Source organism: Rhizobium sp. NLR8a (genome assembly GCF_019685235.1).
Lineage (GTDB): Bacteria > Pseudomonadota > Alphaproteobacteria > Rhizobiales > Rhizobiaceae > Rhizobium.
Genome location: NZ_JABDWI010000002.1, coordinates 472,250 through 495,073 on the forward strand (window position 1 = coordinate 472,250; position 22,824 = coordinate 495,073).

Here is a 22,824-nt window from a genome sequence, read left to right on the forward strand (position 1 = left end):
ATATGAACGGGAGCGACAATCAATGACTCAATCGATCGCCATCGTGACGGGCGCTGCAGGCGACATCGGCGCGGCGATTGCCGCGCGTCTCGCCGAGGACCATGATGTCGTTCTGCTTGCCGATATCGATGCGGCTGCTGCCGCCGCCGCGGCTTCGAAACTCGGGCCGGCGGAGCGTTTCGTCGCCGTCTGCTGCGATGTGACCAGCGCGGCGAGCATTGCCGAATTGGCAGAACGCGCTGCCGGCAGCGGCGTCGTCCGAACCCTCGTCAACAATGCCGGGGCCGCCCGCGCCACCAGCCTGCACGAGACGACGCCCGAGATCTGGCGGGCCGACAATGCGCTCAATCTCGAAGCGGCATTCTTATGTTTCCGCGCCTTCGAACCGATGCTGAAGACCTCCAAGGGTTCGGTCGTCAACATCGCCTCGGTCAACGGCCTGCATGTCTTCGGCCATCCGGCCTATAGCGCCGCCAAGGCAGGCCTCTTGCATTTCACCCGGCTGGTCGCCGTCGAATATGGCAAGTTCGGCATCCGCTCCAATGCGGTGGCGCCCGGCACGGTGAAGACGCAGGCCTGGGAAGCGCGCGCCGCCGCCAACCCGAACGTGTTCGAGGAGGCGCGCCGCTGGTACCCTCTGCAGCGCGTCGTCGATCCCAAGGACGTCGCCAATGCCGTGGCCTTCCTTGCCAGCCCATTGGCCGCGGCCATTACGGGCGTCTGCCTGCCCATCGATTGCGGCCTGACGGCCGGCCAGGCCGAGCTGGCGCGAACCTTCTCGCAATCAGAACATTACTGACCGAGATAGATGCGCCGCCTCTTTCCCGACGTCTTCCGCAATCCGGCAATCCGCGCCAGCATGATCGCCATATTCACTTTCGGAATGGCGGGGGCGATGACCGCGCCCTATCGCTCGATCGTCGGCATCCGCGAGTTGGGGCTGAGCGACGGTCTCTATTCCATCCTGGCCTTTGCTTCGGCGGCGGTGAACGTGGTCGTCAGCGTTCTGCTCGGCAATCTCGCCGACCGGCTGGGCGAGTACCGTTCGGCGATGATCGGCGCCTGCATTTTCGGCATCGTCGGCTACGGCGTGGTCTATGCCTTTCCGAGCGCGGCCGTCTTCGTCGGCAGCGCGCTGCTGCCACTTCCGATCTACGGCGCGCTGAATTCACTGCTTTTCGCCAATGCGCGGGCGGCGATGCAGGGCATGAACCGGGAGGACATGGTGACGGCGAACTCGGGCGTGCGCGCCATGATCTCGCTATCCTGGGTGCTGATCCCCGGCATGACTGGCCTTCTGCTTTCGGGCGCATCGAGCATGCTGCCGGCCTATCTCTTTGCCGCCCTCTCCTGTCTCTTATGCCAGGGCATCATCCTCTTCGCCCTGCCGAAGCGCGCGGCAACGGAGATCGACACCATCGACCATCTTTCCCATCTCGGCGCCCTGCGGCAGGTGATTTCGCCGGGGATTTCGGCGCACATCATCGGGGTGGCGCTGATCACCAGCACGCTGCATCTCAACGATGCGCTGCTGCCGTTGATCGCTACCGGCGCGGCGCATGGTGCACTCAGCGATGTCGGCATTCTGGTCGGGATCGTCGCCTTGCTCGAGATCGTCTTCATCATCGTCTGGTCGCGGATAGCGCGGCAGGCCGGTCAGATGACCGCGCTTGCCGCCGGCACGATCGTCTATGCCGTCTTCCTCGGCCTTCTCGGCTTTGCCTCCGCGCCGTGGCATCTCTACGCGCTCACCTTGCTCGCCGGTATCGGCGCGGCGGCGATCATCAGCATCCCGATCACCTATCTGCAGGATCTCATCGCCGACCGGCCGGGGCTCGGCAGTGCACTAATCTCCGTCAACGTCTTTGCGAGTGCGGGCATCGGGGCGCTGGTCTTTGCCGCCGGCACCTATGTGACCGGATACTCCGGGACCGCCATGCTGAGCGCCGTCACCGGATTGTCGGGGATTACGATCCTCGGCCTGCTGCAGCGACGAAATGCCGTTGCGCCTGTCGACGCCGAGCTTCGATAAATCAGGCGAAGAATCCCGCTTTCATCGCCATCCGTCTTGTGACAAGGGTGATGCTTCACTTGCTTCGAAGGCGACATGAAGGCGATCTCCGGCACGAATCTCGAGCAGGCCAAGTCTCACAACCGGCGCGTGGTGATCGAGGCTGTGCGCACCCACGGTCCGCTGTCGCGGGCGGCGATTGCCCGGATGACGGCGCTGACGCCGCAGACCGTCTCCAATATCGTCGAGGAGCTGGAGAGCTCGCAGCTTCTCGTTGCGGCCGAGGCTCAGAAGCTGGCGCGAGGCCAGCCGATCATTCCCTACAGCATCAATCCGCATGGTGCCTATTCGATCGGCCTGGAGCTTGGCCGTCGACGCGCCAGCGGTGTGCTGACGGACCTCTCGGGCGCCGTCTGCGCCCGCATCGAGCACCAGGTCGAACAGGCCGATCCGCAACAGGCCATGCCGGCGCTGCAAACAATCGTCGAGGATCTTCAAGAGGCTTTCGTCTTCGATCGAAACAGGCTGCTCGGCGTCGGCATCGCCCTGCCCGGCCGCTACGCCGATGGCGGCACCACGTCTCTCAGCCCGCACAGCCTGCCGGGCTGGCAGGATTTCCCGGTCGGGCATGCACTGGAACAACGGGTCGGAGTGCCGGTCCTCGTCGAGAACGACGCGACGGCGGCCGCAATCGGCGAGCGTCTTCACGGTGTCGCCCGCGGCCTCGGCAGTTTCGTCTATCTGTTTCTGGCCGGCGGCGGCGGCATCGGCGCCGGAATGTTTCTCGACGGCCACCTCTACAAGGGCAGCCGCAACAATGCCGGCGAGATCGGTCATATCATCGTCGAGCCGCATGGCAGGCTCTGCAGCTGCGGCAAGCGCGGCTGCCTGGATCGCTATCTCTCGCCCTCGGTCGCCTACGAATTCATGGGCATCGCCAATGCCGGGGAGCTTTCCCCCGACGATCTCGATGCGCTGATCGCCGAGGGACGTGAAGGCCTGGATGCGTGGCTCGATCAGGCCGTCGAGCCGCTGCGCCAGACCGTCGATTTTCTGGAGCTCGCCTTCGATCCGCAGACCATCGTGCTTGGCGGCAGCATCCCGACGTCACTGATGCGCCGGCTGGCCGAACGGCTGGAGCCGCTGCATGATCCGCTCGATCCCGGCCGGAAGCGGACGCTGCTCCGCATCATGATCGGCATGACCGGCAAGGATACGGCGATCCTCGGCGCAGCCGCCCTGCCGATCTTTTCCGAAACCAATCCGCGCTTCGACGTCCTGCAAAAGCCGGTCGGCTGACGCCCTTACCCGTCTGCCGGCAGCCTCGCATCTGCTTGGAGCGCGCGACGGGCCAGAGGTCGTGCAAAGATGACCACGTTGCCGAGAAGCGTCAGCGCCAGGCCGATCAGGCCGAGGCTGGTCCAGTGGTAGCCCTCGAAGATCGTCGACAATGACAGGGCGACGATCGGGAACAGGACGGTGGCATAGGCGGCGCGTGAGGAGCCGATGCGGGAGACCAGCATGAGATAGGCGGTGAAACCGATCACCGATCCGATTGCCGCGAGATAGAGCAAGGCGGCGAGATAGGTGATGTCAGGCGGCGTCACGATCGGCGTTTGCGTTAGGGCAATCAGCAACAGGAGAACGACCGCGCCATAGGTCATGCCCCAGCCATTGGCGGTCAGCGGTGAAATTCCCGCCGCGCTGTTTCGACGCGAGGCCATATTGCCGAGCGAGAAGAACAGCGTGCCGAGCGCCGCGAGCCCGATCCCTTTCAACGTGCCCACATTGAAATCGACGACAACCTCCTCTGCGAACAGCAGCAGCAGGCCGGTGGCGCCGAGCGCTGCCGCGAGCAGCGTGCGGCCTGTAATGCGGTCGCCGAAGAACAGGCGCGCATTGACGGCATTGTAGATCGTTGCGAGCGAGAAGATGACGGAGATCAGCCCGGACGGGATGAAGCCGGCGGCGTTGTAGAAACAGATGAAATTGAGGCTGAACAGGCAGAGCGCTTGCGCCAGGATGAAAGGTTGGTCACGCAAGGCCGGCAACTTCAGCTGCCGCATGAAAGCCAGGATGGCAACGAGGATCACGGCTGCGAGCGCAAATCTGTAAAAGACCGAGACCAGGACCGGCACGGGACCGACCTGGATCGCAATGGCGATCCAGGTCGTGCCCCATATGAGGACGGTCGCGATGAAGAGAGCGGCATTTGCCATGGAGTGATCCTCGTTTTCTCCATGAATAGGCGAACCGTGAGCCGGTCTCTTGCAGATTCTTGCTGTGAAATTCTTAGCCCCGGAGTTCCCGCTCGCCACGTCGGCCGTCCACCGCTATTGTTCGCAAGACGTCACGGGTGTGGGAAGAATTGGTGAAAGACAGCCGCCTCTCTGTTTTCAGGTTTTTGTCCGCATCGCCCTCGGCGCGGATGTCGCAGTCGATCGATCTGGGGCTCGGGCGATCTGCGGCCCTCTGGAGCAATGGCAGCGACAGGATGAGCTATGAGCGGCCGGACGGACATACGTTCAGCCTTTATCTCAACGGAGGCGCCGGAACGCGCCGTCTGGACGGCAGCCCCGCCGCGCGAGGACGGCCCGGGGCCTTGTGTGTCATGCCACAGGGGCACTCGTCCGAATGGGAAATCACCGATCCCTTCGACTTCGTCCATCTCTATGTTCCCGACGATCAGATGCGCCGGATGTTTGCCGAGACGTTTGACCGCGATGCGCGGTTTATGGCTGTTGCCGAAGCGACCTTCGCCGATGCACCCGTCTTGGCGCATACGCTTCGGCAGTTGACGGAAGCGATGTTGGCGGGGGATCATCTGCTGGCTGAAGAAGCGATGACGCAGACGATCAGTGATTTTTTGGTTGATCCGCGTTATGGAGGGATGCGCCCTTGCGCGATCAGCGGCGGGCTCGCGCCCCATGTGCGCCGCCGCAGCCTGGACTATATCGAGGCCCATCTCGGCGAGACCATCCGCTTGCAGGATCTGGCGACGATCGGCCAGCTCAGCGCCTTTCATTTCCAGCGGATGTTCCGGGCAAGCTATGGTGTGTCCCCGCATGGCTGGGTGGCTCACCGGCGTGTCGAGCGCGCCAAATCGATGCTGCGCGGCCCGGACCCGATCGCACAGATCGCTTCGGCCTGCGGCTTCAGCAGCCAGAGCCACATGACGCGGGCTTTCAAGTCGGCCACAGGCGTCACACCCTCTGCCTACCGGCAGCGGCAGTGACGCGGCTTCTCCGAGCGCTACGACTCCTGCAATCCATAGAGCAGCGGCATCAGCCCCGCGAGCGCCTTGAAACGTTCCCATGACTTGGACGAGGGTTTCGTCCAGCCGGTTTCGGCAAGTGCCGAAAGGCGCGGGAAGACGAGACGGTCGAAGACGGCGCGATCCGTCATCGGCTCGGACCAGATGCAGGCCTGGATGCCGAGCAGTTGCTGTTTCTGGCTCGCTGTCCAGCCGCCGACGGGATCGAAATTGTAGAGCTTTTCCGCGTCGGAATTTCCTGCCCAGCTGGCGCCGGGCTCATCCCAGTCCGTCCTCAGCGCCATGTCGAGATAATAGACCTGGCCCGGGCAGACGACCATCTGATAGCCGCGTTCGGCGAGTTCGGCCGAAACCTCAACATTGCGCCAGCTGCAGAGATAGCTCTTCGACTTGTCGATGACGTCGCCGTGCGCGGCTTCCTCCCAGCCGCCGGTGATGCAGCCCTTGCTCGCGAGGAAGCGCTGGACACGCTCAAGGAATTCCGCCTGCAGGATGGCGGCGCCCGAGCCGTGAATGTCGTCGGCGCCATGGGTGTTGGTGACGACGTTCAACCGTTTGGCATGCGCATCGGCAACCTCGTCGCCGGCGATGGCGCTGAGGCGCGCCAGCGCTTCCGGCGAGCCGGACCATGCGCCGAGGGGAACCTCGTCGGCGCCGAGATGGATCGTCTTGAACGGAAAGAGCTCGATGAGTTCGGAGAGAATGGTCTCGACGATCTGGTAGGTCTGTTCGCGCGCCGGATTGATGCAGTTGTCGGGAAAACCCTGAACCGAGTAATAGCTGGCTTTTTCGGCCGGGTCGCGCAGCTCCGGTATCGCCTGTTGCATGGCGTAACAATGTCCGGGCATATCGATCTCCGGCACGATTTCGATGCCGAAGTTCTTTGCGAGGGCGACGATCTCGCGGATGACAGGCTTGGTGTAGTAGCCGCCCGTCCGCGCCGGGCTTGAACCCAGAAGCGGCGGCACGGCGAGACCGTGGCCGCGCCATGCGCCGATCTCTGTCAGGGCCGGGTAGGCATCGATCTCCACGCGCCAGGCCTCGTCGTCGGATAGGTGCCAGTGGAAGCGGTTGAGCTTGTTCCAGGCCAGCACCGCCAACAGCTTCTTGACCTCGGCCGCGCCATAGAACTGGCGTGCGACATCGAGATGCAGACCGCGCCAGCCCATCGACGGCTCGTCGACGATCTCGCCGGATGCGGGAAACTGGAAAACTTGGGGGTGCAGCCTGGCGCCGCGCCAGATCTGGCCGAGCGTGACGAGGCCGTAGAGGAAGCCGGTGCGGCTGCTTGCCTCGATCGTGATCGCCTCTTCTTCGAAGCTCAGCCGATAGGCCTCCGGCCCGAAGCCGGCAGCCTCCTTCAGGCCGACACGAACCGCGCCTTCGGCCTCGGTTCGCACGATGCCTTCGACCGCGAAGAGATGCTCCGCCAGCGCCGCGAAGCTTTTTGCCGCCGCCTCCCCTTCAGGGCTCTGCGCCTGCGGCGCAAAACCCGCCGGCAGCGGGCGGCGCGATGCGACGGCGACGCGGTTCGGCCAGGGGATGATCGACACCGGAACGGGCGCGTTGACGGGAACGGGATAGATCTCGGCACCGCGCTTCAGCGGCGCATTGCTGACGGAAGAGCGTGTCGGCCCGACGCCGAGCACGATGGTGCTGCCATCGGACAATGCGAGATAGGCACTCGTCGCGCCGTCCGTCCAGTGGCGGAACTGCCAGCTGAGCGCATAGACGGAGATCGTCCAGGTTTCGCCTGCGCCGAGAACGAAGTTGGCCGGCGGCTGGAATTCGGTGAAATTAGAAAGCCGTTGCGACACCGTTGCGCCTTCCACGCGTCCGGCGGGGTCGACGCGGCCCGGACCGCTGACGCAGAGGGAAAAACTCGAAAGCGGCTCGCTGCCTAGGTTCTTGAGGCGCAGGACATAGGAGAATTCCTTGCCCTCGGCAGGCGGATTCCAAATGGTTTCAAGCCGCAGGGCGTTCGGTCGCGGTGTCGACATTGGTCACTCTTCCTTTGAGGAAAACGGGGCTTTTGGACGTTCCGGCACGGCCACCGGGATCGGAGCGGCGATTGAAGTCAATCAAATTGATTTAATAGTGATAGCCAGTTTCCCGCCGGACCGTCAATCGGCCACCCGGAATTTCTGCCGCCCGGCACTTAAGCAAATCCCCCCGATGACATCGCCGGGGTGTCGCAATGTGGGAAATAATATCGGCTTGCCCATTTGCGTTAATATTAAGGTACCGTGAGCGACCAACGCCCGGCTGGTGGCGATCTCCTCGGTCTGCGCGCGCTGGATCAATTCTTCGCCGCAGCGTGGCGGTTGCCATGCCGGTCGTTTCGATCGCAAACATGAAAGCCCTAGATTTCTCACCGATCGGACGATGCCGCGCTGGCGGGATACTCGCATGTCGGAACGACTTGAAGCTGCTCGTCCTGATGGAAGGCCCGCCATAGTCTGGTTCGGCTTCCTGGCCATGTGCGTCGGCATGTTCATGGCAATCCTCGACGTTCAGGTGGTGGCGACATCGCTGCCGACCATCCAGTCGGCGTTGGGCATCGATCCGGATCAGATGAGCTGGATACAGACGGCCTATCTGATCGCCGAAGTGGTCGCCATCCCGCTGACCGGTCTGCTGACGCGGCTTTTGACGATGCGTTGGCTGTTCGTCGTCGCCATCAGCCTGTTCGTGACGGCGTCGGCCGGTTGTGCGGCGAGCGGCAGCTTCGGCGCGCTGGTCGCCTGGCGGGTGCTTCAGGGCTTTTCCGGCGGAACGCTGATCCCTTCGGTGTTTTCAGCCGTGTTCATTCTGTTTCCGAACGAGCGGCAAGCGCTTGCGACGACGATTGCCGGCGTGCTTGCGGTGCTTGCGCCCACCGTCGGCCCGATCGTCGGCGGATGGCTGACCGAAACCTATTCCTGGCACTGGCTGTTCCTGATCAACATCCTTCCGGGGCTTGCCTCGGCAATCCTTGCGGCCCGCTTTCTTCCCAGGCAGGAGGCCGATCGGTCCGAACTCAGGCATCTCGACGGGCTGTCGCTCCTCTTGATGGCGGCAGCGCTGACGGCGCTGGAACTCAGCCTCAAAGAGGCGCCGACCAGCGGCTGGACCTCGGCCTACGTCCTCAGCCTGCTGGCCGTCTGCCTTCTCTCGGGCGGCGCGTTCATAACGCGAACGCTGCGCCGACGCCGGCCGATCGTCGATCTTGGCAATTTCGGCGATCGGAATTTTCTCGTCGGCTCGGTTCTGAGCTTCATCCTCGGCATCGGCCTTTTCGGCTCGGTCTATCTCATGCCGGTCTTTCTCGCTTTCATCAGGGGACACGACGCCCTTGAGATCGGCGTGACCATGCTGGTCACGGGCATCGCACAGCTGGTCACTGCGCCGGTCGCTGTCGCGCTGGAGAAACGCATGGATGCGCGGCTGCTGTCGGCCGCAGGTTTCGCGCTGTTTGCGATCGGCGTCGGCATGAGCGCGTTTCAGGATCCGCGCTCGGATTACGACGCGATGTTCTGGCCCCAGGTGGTGCGCGGCGTCGCCATCATGTTCTGCCTGCTGCCGCCGACCCGGCTGGCGCTCGGCACGCTTCCGGCTGATCGCGTTCCCGATGCGAGCGGGCTTTTCAATTTGATGCGCAATCTCGGCGGCGCCATCGGCATCGCGCTGATCGACACCATCATCTACACACGCTCGGAGCCGCTGGGACAAGACCTCTGGGCACATCTTGAGGCCGGCGACATCGAGGCGGCCACGTTTGTCGGCGCGCCTGCCGAGATCATATCGGGACATAGCGGCAGCTTCGATGCGGATACCATGGCGACGCTCGATCCGCTGGTCCAGACCGCGGCCAGCGTTCAGGCGATCAACGAAGCCTGGATGGTCGTCGCCGTCCTGACCGGCTGCGCCCTGCTCTCGGTCCCTTTCGCCAGGCGGCCGGCGCCGGCATGAGACCCGGGCAACGATCCGACTCGACTATCTTCTGCGGCAAATATCAATCGGACACAGAAACGTCGATCCATCGACCGGTTCCTTGGTCACCGTAGATATCAACGTCAATCCATACATTGCCACGCAGGATCATATTGGCGGCCCCTCGCGTCATCGTTCCCGTTCCGAAGCATCTGCTCCAGAGCTTGGCGATTTGCCGGATCGGCAAAGAATGAGTCCGATTGATCGTCATGATCGCGCACATGGTACTGATGGAAATTCGCCCTGTCTTGTCGGATGATCTGCCACGGCTGGGTAAGTCTAGCCCCATTTGAATTGTAAAGATCAGCGTCGCCGATATACGCGCGATAGCTTTCGATCAGGCGATTGCTGTGGGTGGCCTGAACTCTCGCTTGAGCGTGCGCTGTTCCCGCCACGATGACTGTGCTGAATAGAATCGATAATAATTTCCGCATGTTGCCCTCTTTCAAAAAGAGCGGTCTTACTGAGCGTTAAGCCAATTCGCCAGCCAAAAAGTGTCTTTTTGGCATAGCGAGGCTCCAGCGTGTGAGGGAACCGCCGGCGGCCGCCAAAGTTTAGCCTTTTGAAGCCATTGGCGGAGATGAGTTCAATGGCAGACGCACCGAACTCGCTCACCAGCACCGATGGCTCGCAGATTATCCTGTTGAGGCCATCATCGCCTACCGTGGGAATTCAGCATGAACACCGAGACGATTATTTTCGATGAGAGCGACTGGGTTCCGAACAACCCACGCCTTCCTGTATTGCTTTACCGGGATGTCTTTGCCGACGGTGGACCTCGCGATTTCAAAGATCGCTTCGCGGCAAACGGTTGGACCGGCATCTGGACGAACGGTGTCTTCGATTATCAGCACTACCATTCCGGTGCTCATGAAGTGCTGGGCATTGCACGTGGCAGCGCCACGCTGCTGATCGGCGGTCCCGGCGGTCGAGCGCTCGAAGTCACGGCGGGAGACTGTCTGGTGCTTCCAGCCGGAACCGGGCACCAAAACCTCGGCTGCACGTCGGAGTTCGAGGTCATCGGGGCTTATCCCAAGGGGCAGCATGCCGACATTCAGACTTCGGCTGCTTCAAGTGAAATGCTGGCGAAAATCTCGTCAGTGCCCCTGCCCGATACCGATCCCGTTCAGGGACCATCGGGATTTCTCATCGAGAAGTGGCGATAGCCATTTGCGCACCCTGATATCTTTCGCTTTCTGTTCCGCTTTGAGCCGGTTTTTGCAGCGTCCTCATGTGCGTTCATCAGCTGCGGCACCTTGTCGACCTTCCCATCATCGGTAAGATTTCTCTCAATCTTTTTGCGCCATCCTTTGATTCCCCTCTGACATCAATCGACGAGATCTTTATGGCCCCGAACCTCAAGCGCAGTTTGCAAATGCCACGACGCGAAGAGCTGGGTCTCGTTGCGATCAGCAACGGTTCCGGCCTGTCGATATCGGCTTTGCCGAACGGCACGTTGTTTGCCATCGAATATGCCGACGACAAAGGGGCGGTGCAGATCAATCAGATCCAGGGCTCGCCGCTCTACGGCGGCATCGGCCGCCTTTATCTGCGCATCGGAGGCGCCAAGCCTGATGTCGTCGAGATCGTCGGCCCTCGCGCCGATGGCCGCTTCGGGCACGATGCGACTGGCTTTTCCTGGAGCGGCAAGGCCGGCGATATCAGCTACACCGTCCGCCTCGAGCTGCATCCCTCCGAGACGGCCTGGTTCTGGCGCGTCACGTTCAAGCATCCGAAGAAGGGAGCGCTGCCGGTGGATCTGGTGCTCGTCCAGGACGTCGGTCTCGGCGATCGCGGTTTTCTGATGAACAGCGAAGCCTATGCTTCGCAATATGTCGATCACCATATCGCCGATCACGAGACATATGGCCCCGTCGTCATGAACCGGCAAAATCTCAAGCAGTCGGGCGCCCGCAATCCCTGGCTCATCCAGGGGTGCTTCGATGGCGCGGCCGCCTATGCCACGGATGCGATCCAGCTGGTGCAGGCGAAGCATCGGCAGGGCGACCTTCTGGTTGGTTCCTTCGGCACCAACCTTCCGAGCGAACGGCGGCAGCAGGAGACGGCCTGTCCGGCCATTCAGTCGAAATCCTTCTCCGTACCGGCAAGCGGTGCGACTGCGAGTTTCTTTGCTCTGTTCGCCGCCGATCACCCCGAGGCCTCGAGCGATGCCGACCTCTCGCGGCTCGACGGGTTCGCGGCGCCGGAGAGTGCAGCCGCCGATCCGGAGGCGGCCGCGGCCGTTCGCAGCCTGCTCCAGGATGCGCCCCTGCTGGAGGCCGAGGCGCTGGACCTGAAGGCGATCCGAAGGCTCTATCCGGAGCGGACCTTGGAGGAGCGCGCGCACGGAAGGCTTCTTTCATTTTTCGTGCCGGACGGCGTTCTCAACCGTCACGTCGTCCTGCGCGACAAGGAATTCATCGTCGCGCGGCGCCATGGCGCCATCGTGCGAAGCGGTCAAAACATGCTGCTCGACGATTCAACCCTTGCCGCCACCTGCTGGATGCAAGGGATTTTCGCCGCGCAGCTGACGATCGGCAATACATCTTTCCACAAGCTTTTTTCCGTCTCCCGTGATCCCTACAACCTGATGCACGCCAGCGGATTGCGCATCATGGCCGATCTCGACGCAGGCTGGCGGCTTCTGGCGGTGCCATCGGCCTTCGAGATGGGACTGAGCGATTGCCGCTGGATCTATCAGTGCCGGGATCGCAGGATCATCGTCACGGCGATCGCTTCCGGCGAGGATGCGGCGATGCAGTGGAGCGTGTCGGTGGAGGGCAAGCCGTGCCGCTTCCTGGTGTTTGGCCATGTCGTGCTCGGGGAGCGCGAATATGACGCCGGCGGGCAGATCGAATTCGATCCCGGCCGCAAACGCATCTCTTTCCGGCCGGACCCGGCCTGGCTCTGGGGCGAGCGTTATCCCGATGCCGTTTACTGGCTGGTGAGTTCGACGCCCGACGCCATCGAGGAGATCGGCGGCGACGAGCTGCTCTATGCCGATGGCGCTGCACGCAACGGCGCCTTCATCGCGCTCAAGTCCCGGCCGACGCTGGCGCTCTCCTTTGCCGTCGTCGGTTCGATGACCGATGCCGAAGAAGCCGAACGGCTGGCGCGCCGTTATGAGGCCGGCGTCACCGATGAGGCCATGCTTGCGCCGGCATCGGCATTCTGGCGCAACGTCGTGCGCGGCATGAGGATCGACAATCCTTCGCCCGATCTCGCTGCCCAGACGACCCTTCTGCCCTGGCTTGCGCATGACGCCATCGTGCATCTCAGCGTACCACACGGCCTGGAACAATATACGGGTGCGGCCTGGGGGACGCGCGATGCCTGCCAGGGGCCGATCGAATTCCTGCTCGCTTACGAGCACGACCGCGAAGCCAGGGAGGTGGTGAAGACCGTCTTCAGCGAACAATATCTGGAAGGAGGCGACTGGCCGCAATGGTTCATGCTGGAGCCCTATGCCAACATCCGGGCGGGCGACAGTCACGGCGACGTCATCGTCTGGCCGTTGAAAGCGCTCTGCGACTATATCGAAGCGACCGGCGATCTCGCCATTCTCGACGAGAAGGTTTCCTGGCGCGATGAAAAGACCATGCAGAACGCGCCCGAGGCCGACGCCATCGCCTCTCACGTCGAGAAGCTGCTCGATACCGTCCGCACACAGTTCATCCCGGGAACGCATCTGATCCGCTATGGCGAGGGAGACTGGAACGATTCCCTGCAGCCGGCCGATCCGCATCTGCGCGACTGGATGGTCAGCAGTTGGACCGTTGCTCTGCTCTATGAGCAGTTCGTCCGTTATTCCGCCATCCTGCGCCGGCGCGGCCAGAGCGGCAAGGCAAAGGCTCTGCGGCAGATTGCAACCGCGATGCGCCGGGATTTCAACCGTCATCTCGTGCGCGACGGCGTCGTTGCCGGCTACGGCATCTTCGATCCCGCCCATGACGGCGTCGAATTGCTGCTGCATCCGAGCGACAAACGCACAGGCCTTTCCTTTTCGCTGATCTCGATGACGCAGGCCATGCTCGGCAAGCTGTTCACGCCGGCGCAGAGGCGGCATCATATGCGGCTGATCGAGGAGCATCTGCTCTTCCCCGATGGCGTGCGGCTGATGGAAAAGCCGGCGAGCTACGCCGGCGGGCCCGAAACGCTGTTTCGCCGGGCCGAATCCTCGTCCTTCTTCGGCCGCGAGATCGGACTGATGTATGTGCACGCGCATCTGCGCTATTGCGAAACGCTCGCGCTGGAGGCTTCGGCAGAGGAGCTGTGGAAGGCGGTCGCCATCGTCAATCCGATCGCCGTCACGACGGTCTTGCCGCACGCTTCACTGCGCCAGCGCAATACCTATTTCAGCAGCAGCGACGCGGCTTTCCACGACCGCTATCAGGCGGCGGATGACTGGGCGCGCGTCAAGGCGGGCAAGATCGCCGTCGACGGCGGGTGGCGCATCTATTCAAGCGGACCCGGCCTCTACACCAGGAGCTTCGTCGAAAATATCCTGGGTTTCAAACGACGCTTCGGCCGGCGCCGCCGCAAACCGCTTCTGCCGGCGGCGCACGCCGCCGTCGCTCTGCAAACGGATCATAGCGCCTGGCGGTTGAGGAAGCCGAAGATGAAAATGGCGTTGAGAGAACCCTAAACAACGGCAAGAGAGAACGGCTGGAGAGCATCCTATGCGGCCCGTGTTCCTCGGCAGGACGAGGGTTTCCGCGCCTTAGCTTGCGCAGCCCGCCCCCGGGGCCGCTATCAGCAGATCCGAGCGACAGGGTTTCTTATGACAGGCAACTCCTCACAAAGCAAAATCCTGAAACACAGGGCACGGTCCGATGCCGAAAAGGCGCGTATTTGTGCCGCTAACAATGCAGATCTGTATCAGGCGGTTTTCCGTGCCCATGGACTGCCTGATCAACGAACCAACGCATTTTGGTCAAGCGACGCGATTGCACCGCCATACTATTCCAACATGACAACACTTGACCCGGATGCAACGGAGGAACAGCTGGTTGAAATCGGTTGGCTGACAGATCGGCTGGGACGGCGCCCCGGTTTCAAAGACGGGTTTTCCCGGTTCAATCTCGTCGACAAAGGGTTCCAGTTGTTGTTTTCCGCATCGTGGATTTGGGCCGAACCTCACAAAATTTCAGCGCGTGCGCCCCAGGAGTGGGTACGCATTCGCGATGCGGCGGCCCTGCAACGCTGGGAACATTCGTGGAAAGAGTCGGGTAGCCCCACAGATGCCGACGTCTTCACACTGGGTCTGCTTTCCGATCCGGACATACACATCTATGGCCGATGGGCCGACGACGGCTTTGACGCGGGCTGCATCGTAAATCGATCACCCGAGGCTGTCGGGATCTCCAACATCTTTAGCTTGGCTGGCACGCCGCAGGTCTTCCGGGATGCCGTCTCCTTGGCCACTGTCGCCTTTTCACCCGATCTGCCGCTTGTCGGATACGAGCGTGGTGCAGCACTGGACGAAATGACAAAACTGGGTTTCAAGCCGGTCGGCCAATTGCGCATTTGGCTATCTGATGAAGGCGGCATGTAACGCTTTTCTTCATTTGCGTTGTTCAGCGGGAAATCACGCAACGCCCTCAAGATGCGAACGTTCAGGACAGGCCGGTCGCGTCGCGCAGTTCCTCGAACCGGGCAGCACTCTTCGACAGATGGCTGCGGATGGCACGGCGCGCGGCCGCTTCGTTGCCGTCGCGGATCGCCGTGAATATGGCGTGGTGTTCCCTACGCATACGAGCGGCATGGCGCTTGCGCTCCGCCGCGGTCATCTTGTCCAAGCGTGCCCATTGCCGCGGCACCATGATGTTGCCGAACGTATCGAAGAGGCGGCCGTAGTAGGAATTCTGCGTCGCCACCAGGATCGACCGGTGGAAGGCGTAATCTTCCTCTGCGCCATATCCACCCTCTTCGAGCGCCCTGTCGAGCGCATCGAGCCGGTCCTGCATACGGTCTATGTCTTCCGGCGTGCGCCGCAGCGCGGCAAGACCGGCCGCCTCATATTCGACCCCCATGCGCAGCTCCAGCACCCGCAGAACCTCATCGATCGACTGCAGGTCATTGGGAATGATAGAGAAGGATCTCGGTGTCGGATCGTCCGAGACGAAAGCCCCGAGCCCCTGGTGCGTGGTGATCAGTCCTTTGGCGCGCAGGGTCGCGAGCGCCTCGCGCACGATCGTGCGGCTGACGCCGGTCGCCGCCATGATCGCCTGTTCGGTCGGCAGGCGCTGGCCCGGCTTGAGGTCACCGGACTCGATCTGCGCCGTCAGCGTATCGGCAAGGTTGCTGCGCAGGTTCGACGGCTGGCGAATGGTGGTGAAGAGCGCGTTGTCCTTGTCCGTCATTCCTTGTCATATCCTGCCTGTCGGGGCGGCTGCGCCGGCCGGTATGCTTTTGCTAGCGCATGCCGGCCGGAAAGGCAAAACGACGCGGGCCGAGACGCTGTGTTTCGCCGGTCGACGAAAGCGATTACCGCGCCAGCCAGCCGCCGTCGACGGGCAGCACCGTCCCGTGCACGTAATCGGATGCAGGCGATGCCAGGAACACGGCGGCACCTCCAAGTTCGGACGGCGTTCCCCAGCGTCCCGCCGGAATACGGGCCACGATGGCGGCGTTGCGATCGGGATCCTCACGCAGCGCCGTCGTGTTGTTGGTGACGAAGTAACCGGGGGCGATGGCGTTGACGTTGACGCCCTTGCCGGCCCATTCGCAAGCGAGCAGCTTCGTCAGTCCGGCAAGCCCGCTTTTCGAGGCGGTATAGGACGGGATGCGAATGCCGCCCTGGAAGGAGAGCAGCGACGCGATGTTGATGATCTTGCCCCTGCCCTTCCCGACCATATGGCGGCCAGCCGCCTGCGACAGGAAGAAGGCCGTCTTCAGATTGACGTCGATCACCGCGTCCCAATCTTCCTCGGTGAAGTCGAGCGCATCGGCACGGCGGATGATGCCGGCATTGTTGACGAGGATGTCGAGGCCGCCGAAGGTCTGGATCGTCTCGGCGACGATCCCCTTGACCGGTTCGATGGTGCCAAGATCGGCCTTAATGACATGGAAGCGGCTTCCGGCCTGCTTCACCAGCGCCTCGGTTTCCTCCATCGAGGAGCGCCCAACGGCGACGATCGCCGCACCGGCCTCGGCCAACGCCGCAGCGATCGCCTGGCCGATCCCGGTATTGGCGCCGGTGACGACGGCGGTCCGGCCGGAGAGGTCGAAGGGATTTGCCACGGTGCTCACCTCAGATCCGCGATGGCGATATGATCCATGTCGGTAAAGCTCTTGTTGTCGCCGGCCATCGCCCAGATGAAGCTGTAATTCTTGGTGCCGGCGCCCGAATGGATCGACCAGGGCGGCGAGATGACCGCCTGCTCGTTGGCGACCAGCATATGCCGGGTCTGTTGCGGCTCGCCCATGAAGTGGAAGACACGCTGGTCGGATTCGAGATCGAAATAGAGATAGGCTTCCATGCGCCGGTCATGCGTATGGGCCGGCATGGTGTTCCAGACGCTGCCCGGCTCGATCATGGTGAAGCCCAGGGTGAGCTGGCACGACTGGCAGACTTCCGGGTGGATGAACTGGTAAATCGAGCGCTTGTTGGCCGTCGCGGCTTCGCCGGGCGTCAGGTGACGAGCCTTTTCGCGGGTGAGCAGCACGGTCGGGTGCGTTTGATGGGCCGGCGTCGAGACCAGATAGAATTTCGCCGGATTGGCGGCATCCAGGCTTTCGAACCGGATGTCCTTGGCGCCCTTGCCGGCATAGAGGCAATCATATTTGGCAAGGTCGTAGCTCGTGCCGTCGACGATGATGCGGCCGGCGCCGCCGATGTTCAAGGTTCCGAGTTCACGCTCGGCGAGGAAGGTTTCCTGTCCGATCGCCGTCGGCGCCGTCAGCGTCAGCGCGACACCGAGCGGCGTGGCGCCGCCGATGACCATCCGGTCGTAATGGGAATATGTCAGCCGGATCTCGCCGCCTGCGAAAACGGTCTCGACCAGAAAGTGACGCCGCAGCGCTTCGGTGTCGTATTCGCGCACGGCCTCGGGATGGGAGGCGTGCCTCACGTCGATCTGCATGTCAATTTTCCTTCAGCTTCGTTGTCGTCACGCATCGTCGCTATTGCGCAAGCCGATCCATCAGGCGTCCTCCGCTGCGGCGGTATCCGTCTGGTTACATAGTTGTACGACAAGTTTGGTGTCAACACGTTTGTCCGGGACTTGGCTGAGCAGACGTGAAGGGATCGTAAGGGGCCGCTTTCGGCGCGGCCGCACATTCCTCGGCCAAAACGAAAAAAGCCTGCCGCGGGAGGAGGTGCGGCAGGCTTTCGATAAAAACCGAACGACAGCTGGGAGGAGGAGTGCTGCCGTTCCCGCAAGCGACCCTGGGAGGAGGATGGGGCGCCTGCATGGTCGAAGGATGCGGGAGGAGGTGCACCGCTTCGATGAAATAATCATACTTATTTTCTGCTCAGATGATAGGCATTTCTTTGCAGGGCAGCTATGCGTTATGCGAAAAGCGGGCGGCTCGCCATCTGACGGGCAAGCCCAAAAAGCAAAGCGCCCGCTCGGGAGGAAGCAGGCGCTGGCCAAATGTCGAAGGTGGTGGTCTGTCTGGCCGTTAGCGGGCGATGGCCGCACGGGCGATGGTGCGGATTTCGCCGCGGCCGATGCCGAGGTCGTCCAGTTCGCGCGTCGACATACGGCCCAGTTCAGCGACCGTCTGACGGTACTTGCGCCAGTTGTTGAAAGAGCGTGCTACGTTCATGATGATCCCCTTTCCGTGGGCTTTCGAAGCCTAGCTGCCAGTCTTTGGCGCTTCGGTTGCTTCGATGAGTTCTATATAATACGGGACCCCCGGTTGTTGCAGCGCCAATGCATCACTGCACCTATGCGATAACTGCATGGGTTCTGATGGGCCGCGGCCGATCTCAGGCTTTGAAGCGATCGAAGGCCGTCAGCCGGACGAGCGGCGGATCGGCCTCCTTCCACCGATAGATTTCCGAACGCAGATAGGAAAGCTCGTCGCCGAGATCGTCCTCGCCGACTTCGATCCACCAGGATTTCAGGCGGCCATCGCTTCCATCAGACCAGCGGTAGCCCCTTGCCTTCAGGTGGTCCTTCATCTCGAACGGGCTGTGTTCGGCAAAGATGCGGACGCGGCAGCGTTGGCTGGCGCGGTACAGCTCGGCGAAGGGGCTTTCACCGTCGCCCTGCTGTCGATCCAGGATCTCCAGGAGTGCGTGGCAGTCGTCCACCGCGCGGTGGCCTTCATGGAAATAGCCGGCCTGGCCGACGAGGTAACCGAGCTTGGTGCCCTCGAAGCCGCGGGCGCTCCAGTCGATCTCCGAAACCGAGCACGCCCAGGCCTTGCCGGTGAAGATGGGTGAGAAGGCCTCGCAGAACGGCCGGTCGAACCCGGCATTATGGGCAATGATGAGGTCCGCCGGTTCGATCAGTGCACTCAGCGACGGCATGTCGATCATCTGTCCTTCGACCATGGCATCGGTAATGCCGGTCAGCCTGGTGATGTCGGGCGGGATCGGCCTGGACGGCTGCTGCAGACCGCCATAGATGCCGACCACATCGCCGACCGCGCCGTCATCGTTGAAGGTGAAGGCGACGGCGCCGATTTCGATGATTTCATCGCTGCGGTAGTTGAGGCCCGTCGTCTCGGTATCGAGGATGACGCCGAGCCGCGAAAACTGCGGCTGTCTCGCTGCCGCGACCGGCCGGGCGGCAAGTTTCCTCAGGATGCGATAATTGCCGCTCTCCTCGAGCGCGCGCGCCATGTCTTCATCGCAGCGGGCCGCCGGCGGTGACGGCCGCCGGCGCGCCGGGCCGCGTGCCTCGGCCATTGCGGGCGATGGCTTGGCAAACATGTCGAGTTGCGAATCTCTGTGCACGCTCATCGAACTTGTATGTCACGGAGGCGCGGGCGAATCCATCGCCCGCGGCGCGCTATGCCCAGCCCTTGCCTTTCATGGACAGGAAAGTTTAGCTGAGTGTCAGCGGCGGAAGGAGAAACCATGCCTCGTGACGACTTCAAGGACGCGGACGAAGACGTCGTCATCATCGGCGCCGGTGCTGCCGGTATTGCCGCTGCCCGCCGCCTGCTGGCAATCCGTCCCGGTCTTTCCGTCCTCCTGCTCGAAGCCGGCGACCGTCTCGGTGGCCGGGCCTGGACGGTCGGGCTGCCCGGAACCGGCGATCTCGGTTTCGATCTCGGTTGCGGCTGGCTGCATGGGGCGCGGACCAATGCCTGGACGGCGATTGCCGGTGAGGTCGGATTGACGGTCGACCGCTCGCCGGCGCCCTGGAACGGGGGGCGGCGGCTTCAGCGGGACGATGCGGAGAGCCAAGCCGCGCAGCAGGCGATTGGCGCTTACTTCGAACGCCTAGAAAGCCACGAAGGCAACGATCGCGACATGGCAGCAAAGCTACAGCCCGGTAGTCGCTGGAACGGCCAGATCCGGGCAATCGGCACCTATATCACCGGCGCCGAACTGGAGCGTTCGTCGATCGTCGACTACAACAGATATGATCCCGGCGCCGGTCCCGACTGGCGGGTGCGGGAAGGCTATGGAACATTGATCTCGCTCTATGGCGCGCCGGTCCGGACAAGGCTTGGAGTCGAAGCAAGGCGCGTGGATCACCGCCATGCCGGCCGTATCAGTATCGACACGAACAAGGGGATGATCACCGCCGGGACGGTGCTCGTCACCGTTTCGACGAATATGCTTGCCGCCGGCAGGATCGCGTTCGATCCTCCCCTGCCCGACAAGATTGAAGCGGCAGCTCGTTTGCCGCTGGGGCTCGCCGACAAGATTTTCCTCAGCCTCGCCGATCCGGACGCGTTGCCGGCAGATACGCATATGCTCGGATCGGCCAGTCGCGGTGCGACCGGCACCTATCAGCTGCGGCCGTTCGGCGCTGCCGTCGTCGAGGCCTATTTTGCCGGCGATCTCGCGCATGATCTGGAGCGGGCAGGGAAAGAAGCCGCCTTTGCCTTCGCCGCCGATGAGATGGCGGGGCAATTCGGCGCGGACATCCGCAAGCAGTTGTCGCTGGCGGCGATCTCGGCCTGGGCCGCTACACCCCATATCGGCGGCTCCTATTCCTATGCCGAGCCCGGCGCCTCCGATTTGCGCGCGATCCTCGCCGCACCGCATGACGAACGGATCTTCTTTGCCGGCGAAGCCTGTTCGCATGCGCGTTATTCGACGGCGCACGGCGCCTACGAGACCGGCGTCGCCGCAGCCGAGCTGCTCGCCGCCTCGTTTTCGAAAAATCCGTAACCGGCGCCCGCCCGCGGGAATATGTTTTCCCACTTGTGGCACGGGCGGGATTGGTTATGCTGCCCTCGCCCCTGCGCTGGATGAGCCCAGGGCGCCATACGTCATCCGGCGGCAAGCGGCCGCCTCAAGCTCGATATTGTCATTGGATTGCGGAAGCCCCGGCTTCTACCCCGGCGATTTTGCGCGTCGGCTGCGGGCGCCCGCATGAGGAGGAAGAAATGGATTATCGCAAGCTCGGTCCCAGCGGGACCGTCGTTACCGCCTATTGCCTGGGCACCATGACCTTCGGGGCGGAGGCCGACGAAGCGGCCTCGCACAAGCTGCTCGACGATTATTTCGCCTGGGGCGGCAATTTCATCGATACCGCCGACGTCTACAGCGCCGGCAAGTCGGAAGAGATCATCGGTCGCTGGCTGAAGGCGCGCCCGACCGAGGCCCGCCAGGCGATCGTCGCGACCAAGGGCAGGTTTCCGATGGGCAACGGGCCCAACGATATTGGCCTGTCGCGCCGCCATCTCGGTCAGGCACTCGACGATTCGCTGCGCCGGCTCGGCCTCGAGCAGATTGACCTCTACCAGATGCATGCCTGGGACGCGCTGACGCCGATCGAAGAGACGCTGCGTTTCCTCGACGACGCGGTTTCATCAGGCAAGATCGGCTATTACGGCTTTTCCAACTATGTCGGCTGGCACATCGCCAAGGCTTCGGAGATCGCCAAGGCGCGTGGTTATACGCGTCCGGTGACGCTGCAGCCGCAATACAGCCTGCTGGCGCGCGACATCGAGCTCGAAATCGTCGCCGCCTGCCAGGATGCCGGCATGGGCCTGTTGCCGTGGTCGCCGCTCGGCGGCGGCTGGCTGACCGGCAAGTACAAGCGCGACCAGATGCCGACCGGCGCCACCCGCCTCGGCGAGAACCCCAATCGCGGCAGCGAATCCTATGCGCCGCGCAACGCGCAGGAACGCACCTGGGCGATCATCGGTGCGGTCGAAGAGATCGCCAAGGCCCGCGGCGTCAGCATGGCGCAGGTGGCGCTCGCCTGGACGGCGGCGCAGCCGGCTGTAACCTCGGTCATCCTCGGCGCCCGCACGCCCGAGCAGCTCGCCGACAATCTCGGCGCCATGAAGGTCGAGCTATCCAAGGAGGAAATGACGAAGCTCAACGAGGTCAGCGCTCCTCAACCGATGGACTATCCCTACGGCAAGGGCGGCATCAACCAGCGCCACCGCAAGATCGAAGGCGGCCGCTGAGCCCTCCGGCCGCAACTGAACGAAGCCTGTCTGCTTCATGCCGAAGCGGACAGGCTGTCCGGTCCGAGGCCTATTGACTCGTTCTTTGGGCTGCTGGTCGGTCGCCGGCGCTGCCGAATGTCTTCAGGTAGATTGACAAAAGCTGCGTCTGCGAGGAGATGCCCAGCTTGCGATAGACGTTGCGGCGATGGACCTTCACCGTGCCCGTCGAGATGTTGAGCCTGAGGCCGATCGATTCCGAGGAATGTCCTTGCAATACCAGATCGACGATCGCGGTTTCGCGGCTCGTCAACTTGAGGTCACGCCAGACAGTGTCGGCCGGCTGCAGCGCCTGCGCCGCCGCACCGCTTTTCCTCCCCTTTCTCAAGCCGGCATCGCGTTGCGCGTCGAAGCGGACGCCGAGCCCCGGCCAGAAATGCCGGACAAGGCTCGCCACCAAAGGTTCGGCCTTTTTCAGAAGCGCGAATTCAGCCGGTGGAAACGGGCCGGTCTTTTCCCGGCGCATCAGCGACAGCACGACGGTGATGTCGTCGTCGAGTGTCACGAAGAAGCCGATCTCCTCGGCAAGTCCCGTCTGGACATAGTAGCTCCGGTAATATTCGCTGGAGAAGAAGCGGTCGGGCGCGAGTTCGCGCATGCGGAAGACCCCCGGACGGCGTGCGCGGGCGGTATGGTAAAATGGATCGAGCAGGTAGGGACCGACCTGATAGAGGGTGACGAAAACGACGTTTTCGTCTGGATCGAAGGTGCTATAGAGATCGATCGGTCGCTCCTTGCCGCGATAGGCAAAAACCACGACATAATCGAAGCGCACCAGCGCCGCCATCATCCGGCGGAACGTCTCTCCAAACTCCGCATCCGCCATGGCGGCCTTTCCGACAGTGACGTCGAAAGCCTGAAACAGCGCCTCGAGATCGATGCTCATCGATAGCCTCCCCAAAACCGCTCTGCAGGAATACTCTGAGTTTCATATACACCTTCCACGAAGAGATGTGAGGCAGAATACCTCTTTCGG

At 62.7% G+C, this 22,824-nt stretch carries 18 protein-coding genes and 1 pseudogene; 10 read left to right on the top strand and 9 right to left on the bottom strand.

Translation table 11 applies throughout. From position 1 onward, the window contains the following. Positions 1–22 precede the first annotated feature (22 nt). The 3 genes from HJC04_RS05510 (at position 23) to HJC04_RS05520 (ending at position 3,310) form a co-directional block, all read left to right on the top strand. Positions 23–799, top strand: coding sequence for an SDR family oxidoreductase (locus HJC04_RS05510; RefSeq protein WP_221145169.1), 777 nt, complete (start codon positions 23–25; stop codon positions 797–799). Positions 800–808: 9 nt separating this feature from the next. Further along, a complete protein-coding gene (locus HJC04_RS05515) occupies positions 809–2,032 on the top strand; it encodes an MFS transporter (RefSeq protein WP_221145170.1) in 1,224 nt (407 codons plus the stop codon). A gap of 75 nt (positions 2,033–2,107) precedes the next feature. Further along, positions 2,108–3,310, top strand: coding sequence for an ROK family transcriptional regulator (locus HJC04_RS05520; RefSeq protein WP_210632403.1), 1,203 nt, complete (start codon positions 2,108–2,110; stop codon positions 3,308–3,310). A gap of 5 nt (positions 3,311–3,315) precedes the next feature. On the opposite strand, the gene HJC04_RS05525 is transcribed toward HJC04_RS05520, so the two are convergent. After that, complete coding sequence (locus HJC04_RS05525) at positions 3,316–4,230, bottom strand: DMT family transporter (protein ID WP_221145172.1); 915 nt, start codon at positions 4,228–4,230, stop codon at positions 3,316–3,318. 275 nt (positions 4,231–4,505) lie between these two features. Between HJC04_RS05525 and HJC04_RS05530 the strand changes: the two genes are divergently transcribed. Continuing rightward, on the top strand, positions 4,506–5,246 hold the full coding sequence (locus HJC04_RS05530; protein WP_221102534.1) for a helix-turn-helix domain-containing protein: 741 nt from the start codon (positions 4,506–4,508) through the stop codon (positions 5,244–5,246). 17 nt (positions 5,247–5,263) lie between these two features. Here the strand turns inward: HJC04_RS05530 and HJC04_RS05535 are convergent, their stop codons facing one another. Further along, positions 5,264–7,285 (bottom strand): beta-N-acetylhexosaminidase, encoded by a 2,022-nt coding sequence (locus tag HJC04_RS05535; RefSeq protein ID WP_221145174.1) that lies wholly within the window; start codon positions 7,283–7,285, stop codon positions 5,264–5,266. 409 nt (positions 7,286–7,694) lie between these two features. On the opposite strand from HJC04_RS05535, the gene HJC04_RS05540 reads away from it, so the two are divergent. Then, positions 7,695–9,236, top strand: a complete 1,542-nt coding sequence (locus tag HJC04_RS05540; RefSeq protein ID WP_221145176.1) for a DHA2 family efflux MFS transporter permease subunit — start codon at positions 7,695–7,697, stop codon at positions 9,234–9,236. 43 nt (positions 9,237–9,279) lie between these two features. Here the strand turns inward: HJC04_RS05540 and HJC04_RS05545 are convergent. Beyond that, positions 9,280–9,691 (bottom strand): annotated as a pseudogene (locus HJC04_RS05545) (hypothetical protein). Between the two features lie 243 nt (positions 9,692–9,934). Between HJC04_RS05545 and HJC04_RS05550 the strand changes: the two are divergent. From HJC04_RS05550 to HJC04_RS05560, 3 genes are all read left to right on the top strand, one after another. Continuing rightward, positions 9,935–10,423, top strand: coding sequence for a cupin (locus HJC04_RS05550; RefSeq protein ID WP_210632409.1), 489 nt, complete (start codon positions 9,935–9,937; stop codon positions 10,421–10,423). A 179-nt stretch (positions 10,424–10,602) separates the two neighbouring features. Beyond that, positions 10,603–13,902 (top strand): GH36-type glycosyl hydrolase domain-containing protein, encoded by a 3,300-nt coding sequence (locus HJC04_RS05555; RefSeq protein WP_221145178.1) that lies wholly within the window; start codon positions 10,603–10,605, stop codon positions 13,900–13,902. 135 nt (positions 13,903–14,037) lie between these two features. Beyond that, positions 14,038–14,811: a hypothetical protein gene (locus HJC04_RS05560; RefSeq protein ID WP_221145180.1), complete on the top strand. Its 774-nt coding sequence runs from the start codon at positions 14,038–14,040 to the stop codon at positions 14,809–14,811. 61 nt (positions 14,812–14,872) lie between these two features. Here the strand turns inward: HJC04_RS05560 and HJC04_RS05565 are convergent, their stop codons facing one another. From HJC04_RS05565 to HJC04_RS05585, 5 genes are all read right to left on the bottom strand, one after another. Beyond that, the gene (locus HJC04_RS05565) at positions 14,873–15,619 is read right to left on the bottom strand and encodes a FadR/GntR family transcriptional regulator (RefSeq protein WP_210632411.1); all 747 of its coding nucleotides are present in this window, start codon (positions 15,617–15,619) and stop codon (positions 14,873–14,875) included. A gap of 124 nt (positions 15,620–15,743) precedes the next feature. Continuing rightward, positions 15,744–16,508 (bottom strand): 2-dehydro-3-deoxy-D-gluconate 5-dehydrogenase KduD, encoded by a 765-nt coding sequence (gene kduD, locus HJC04_RS05570; RefSeq protein ID WP_282615087.1) that lies wholly within the window; start codon positions 16,506–16,508, stop codon positions 15,744–15,746. Then, complete coding sequence (kduI, locus tag HJC04_RS05575; RefSeq protein WP_210632413.1) at positions 16,505–17,341, bottom strand: 5-dehydro-4-deoxy-D-glucuronate isomerase; 837 nt, start codon at positions 17,339–17,341, stop codon at positions 16,505–16,507. Before kduI ends, kduD begins: the two co-directional genes overlap by 4 nt. Positions 17,342–17,882: 541 nt before the next feature. After that, entirely contained in the window at positions 17,883–18,029 is a 147-nt protein-coding gene (locus HJC04_RS05580; RefSeq protein ID WP_064695679.1) for a DUF1127 domain-containing protein, read from the bottom strand. A 163-nt stretch (positions 18,030–18,192) separates the two neighbouring features. Then, on the bottom strand, positions 18,193–19,173 hold the full coding sequence (locus HJC04_RS05585; RefSeq protein ID WP_210632414.1) for a 3'-5' exonuclease: 981 nt from the start codon (positions 19,171–19,173) through the stop codon (positions 18,193–18,195). A 117-nt stretch (positions 19,174–19,290) separates the two neighbouring features. Between HJC04_RS05585 and HJC04_RS05590 the strand changes: the two genes are divergently transcribed. Both HJC04_RS05590 and HJC04_RS05595 read left to right on the top strand, forming a co-directional pair. Beyond that, positions 19,291–20,559, top strand: a complete 1,269-nt coding sequence (locus HJC04_RS05590) for an NAD(P)/FAD-dependent oxidoreductase (RefSeq protein ID WP_221145182.1) — start codon at positions 19,291–19,293, stop codon at positions 20,557–20,559. Between the two features lie 218 nt (positions 20,560–20,777). Then, positions 20,778–21,809: an aldo/keto reductase gene (locus HJC04_RS05595; RefSeq protein WP_210632416.1), complete on the top strand. Its 1,032-nt coding sequence runs from the start codon at positions 20,778–20,780 to the stop codon at positions 21,807–21,809. 70 nt (positions 21,810–21,879) lie between these two features. Here the strand turns inward: HJC04_RS05595 and HJC04_RS05600 are convergent, their stop codons facing one another. Next, positions 21,880–22,734, bottom strand: coding sequence for a helix-turn-helix transcriptional regulator (locus HJC04_RS05600; RefSeq protein WP_210632417.1), 855 nt, complete (start codon positions 22,732–22,734; stop codon positions 21,880–21,882). Positions 22,735–22,824 lie beyond the last annotated feature (90 nt).

What these genes read in the sequence shown, in the direction of transcription:
- HJC04_RS05525 (WP_221145172.1), bottom strand. Translation starts at nt 4,230, where the DNA reads ATGGCAAATGCCGCTCTCTTCATCGCGACCGTCCTCATATGGGGCACG.
- HJC04_RS05590 (WP_221145182.1), top strand. Translation starts at nt 19,291, where the DNA reads ATGCCTCGTGACGACTTCAAGGACGCGGACGAAGACGTCGTCATCATC.
- HJC04_RS05600 (WP_210632417.1), bottom strand. Translation starts at nt 22,734, where the DNA reads ATGAGCATCGATCTCGAGGCGCTGTTTCAGGCTTTCGACGTCACTGTC.
- HJC04_RS05520 (WP_210632403.1), top strand. Translation starts at nt 2,108, where the DNA reads ATGAAGGCGATCTCCGGCACGAATCTCGAGCAGGCCAAGTCTCACAAC.
- HJC04_RS05580 (WP_064695679.1), bottom strand. Translation starts at nt 18,029, where the DNA reads ATGAACGTAGCACGCTCTTTCAACAACTGGCGCAAGTACCGTCAGACG.
- HJC04_RS05540 (WP_221145176.1), top strand. Translation starts at nt 7,695, where the DNA reads ATGTCGGAACGACTTGAAGCTGCTCGTCCTGATGGAAGGCCCGCCATA.
- HJC04_RS05530 (WP_221102534.1), top strand. Translation starts at nt 4,506, where the DNA reads ATGAGCTATGAGCGGCCGGACGGACATACGTTCAGCCTTTATCTCAAC.
- HJC04_RS05585 (WP_210632414.1), bottom strand. Translation starts at nt 19,173, where the DNA reads ATGAGCGTGCACAGAGATTCGCAACTCGACATGTTTGCCAAGCCATCG.
- HJC04_RS05560 (WP_221145180.1), top strand. Translation starts at nt 14,038, where the DNA reads ATGACAGGCAACTCCTCACAAAGCAAAATCCTGAAACACAGGGCACGG.
- kduI (WP_210632413.1), bottom strand. Translation starts at nt 17,341, where the DNA reads ATGCAGATCGACGTGAGGCACGCCTCCCATCCCGAGGCCGTGCGCGAA.
- HJC04_RS05565 (WP_210632411.1), bottom strand. Translation starts at nt 15,619, where the DNA reads ATGACGGACAAGGACAACGCGCTCTTCACCACCATTCGCCAGCCGTCG.
- HJC04_RS05550 (WP_210632409.1), top strand. Translation starts at nt 9,935, where the DNA reads ATGAACACCGAGACGATTATTTTCGATGAGAGCGACTGGGTTCCGAAC.
- HJC04_RS05555 (WP_221145178.1), top strand. Translation starts at nt 10,603, where the DNA reads ATGGCCCCGAACCTCAAGCGCAGTTTGCAAATGCCACGACGCGAAGAG.
- HJC04_RS05595 (WP_210632416.1), top strand. Translation starts at nt 20,778, where the DNA reads ATGGATTATCGCAAGCTCGGTCCCAGCGGGACCGTCGTTACCGCCTAT.
- HJC04_RS05535 (WP_221145174.1), bottom strand. Translation starts at nt 7,285, where the DNA reads ATGTCGACACCGCGACCGAACGCCCTGCGGCTTGAAACCATTTGGAAT.
- HJC04_RS05510 (WP_221145169.1), top strand. Translation starts at nt 23, where the DNA reads ATGACTCAATCGATCGCCATCGTGACGGGCGCTGCAGGCGACATCGGC.
- HJC04_RS05515 (WP_221145170.1), top strand. Translation starts at nt 809, where the DNA reads ATGCGCCGCCTCTTTCCCGACGTCTTCCGCAATCCGGCAATCCGCGCC.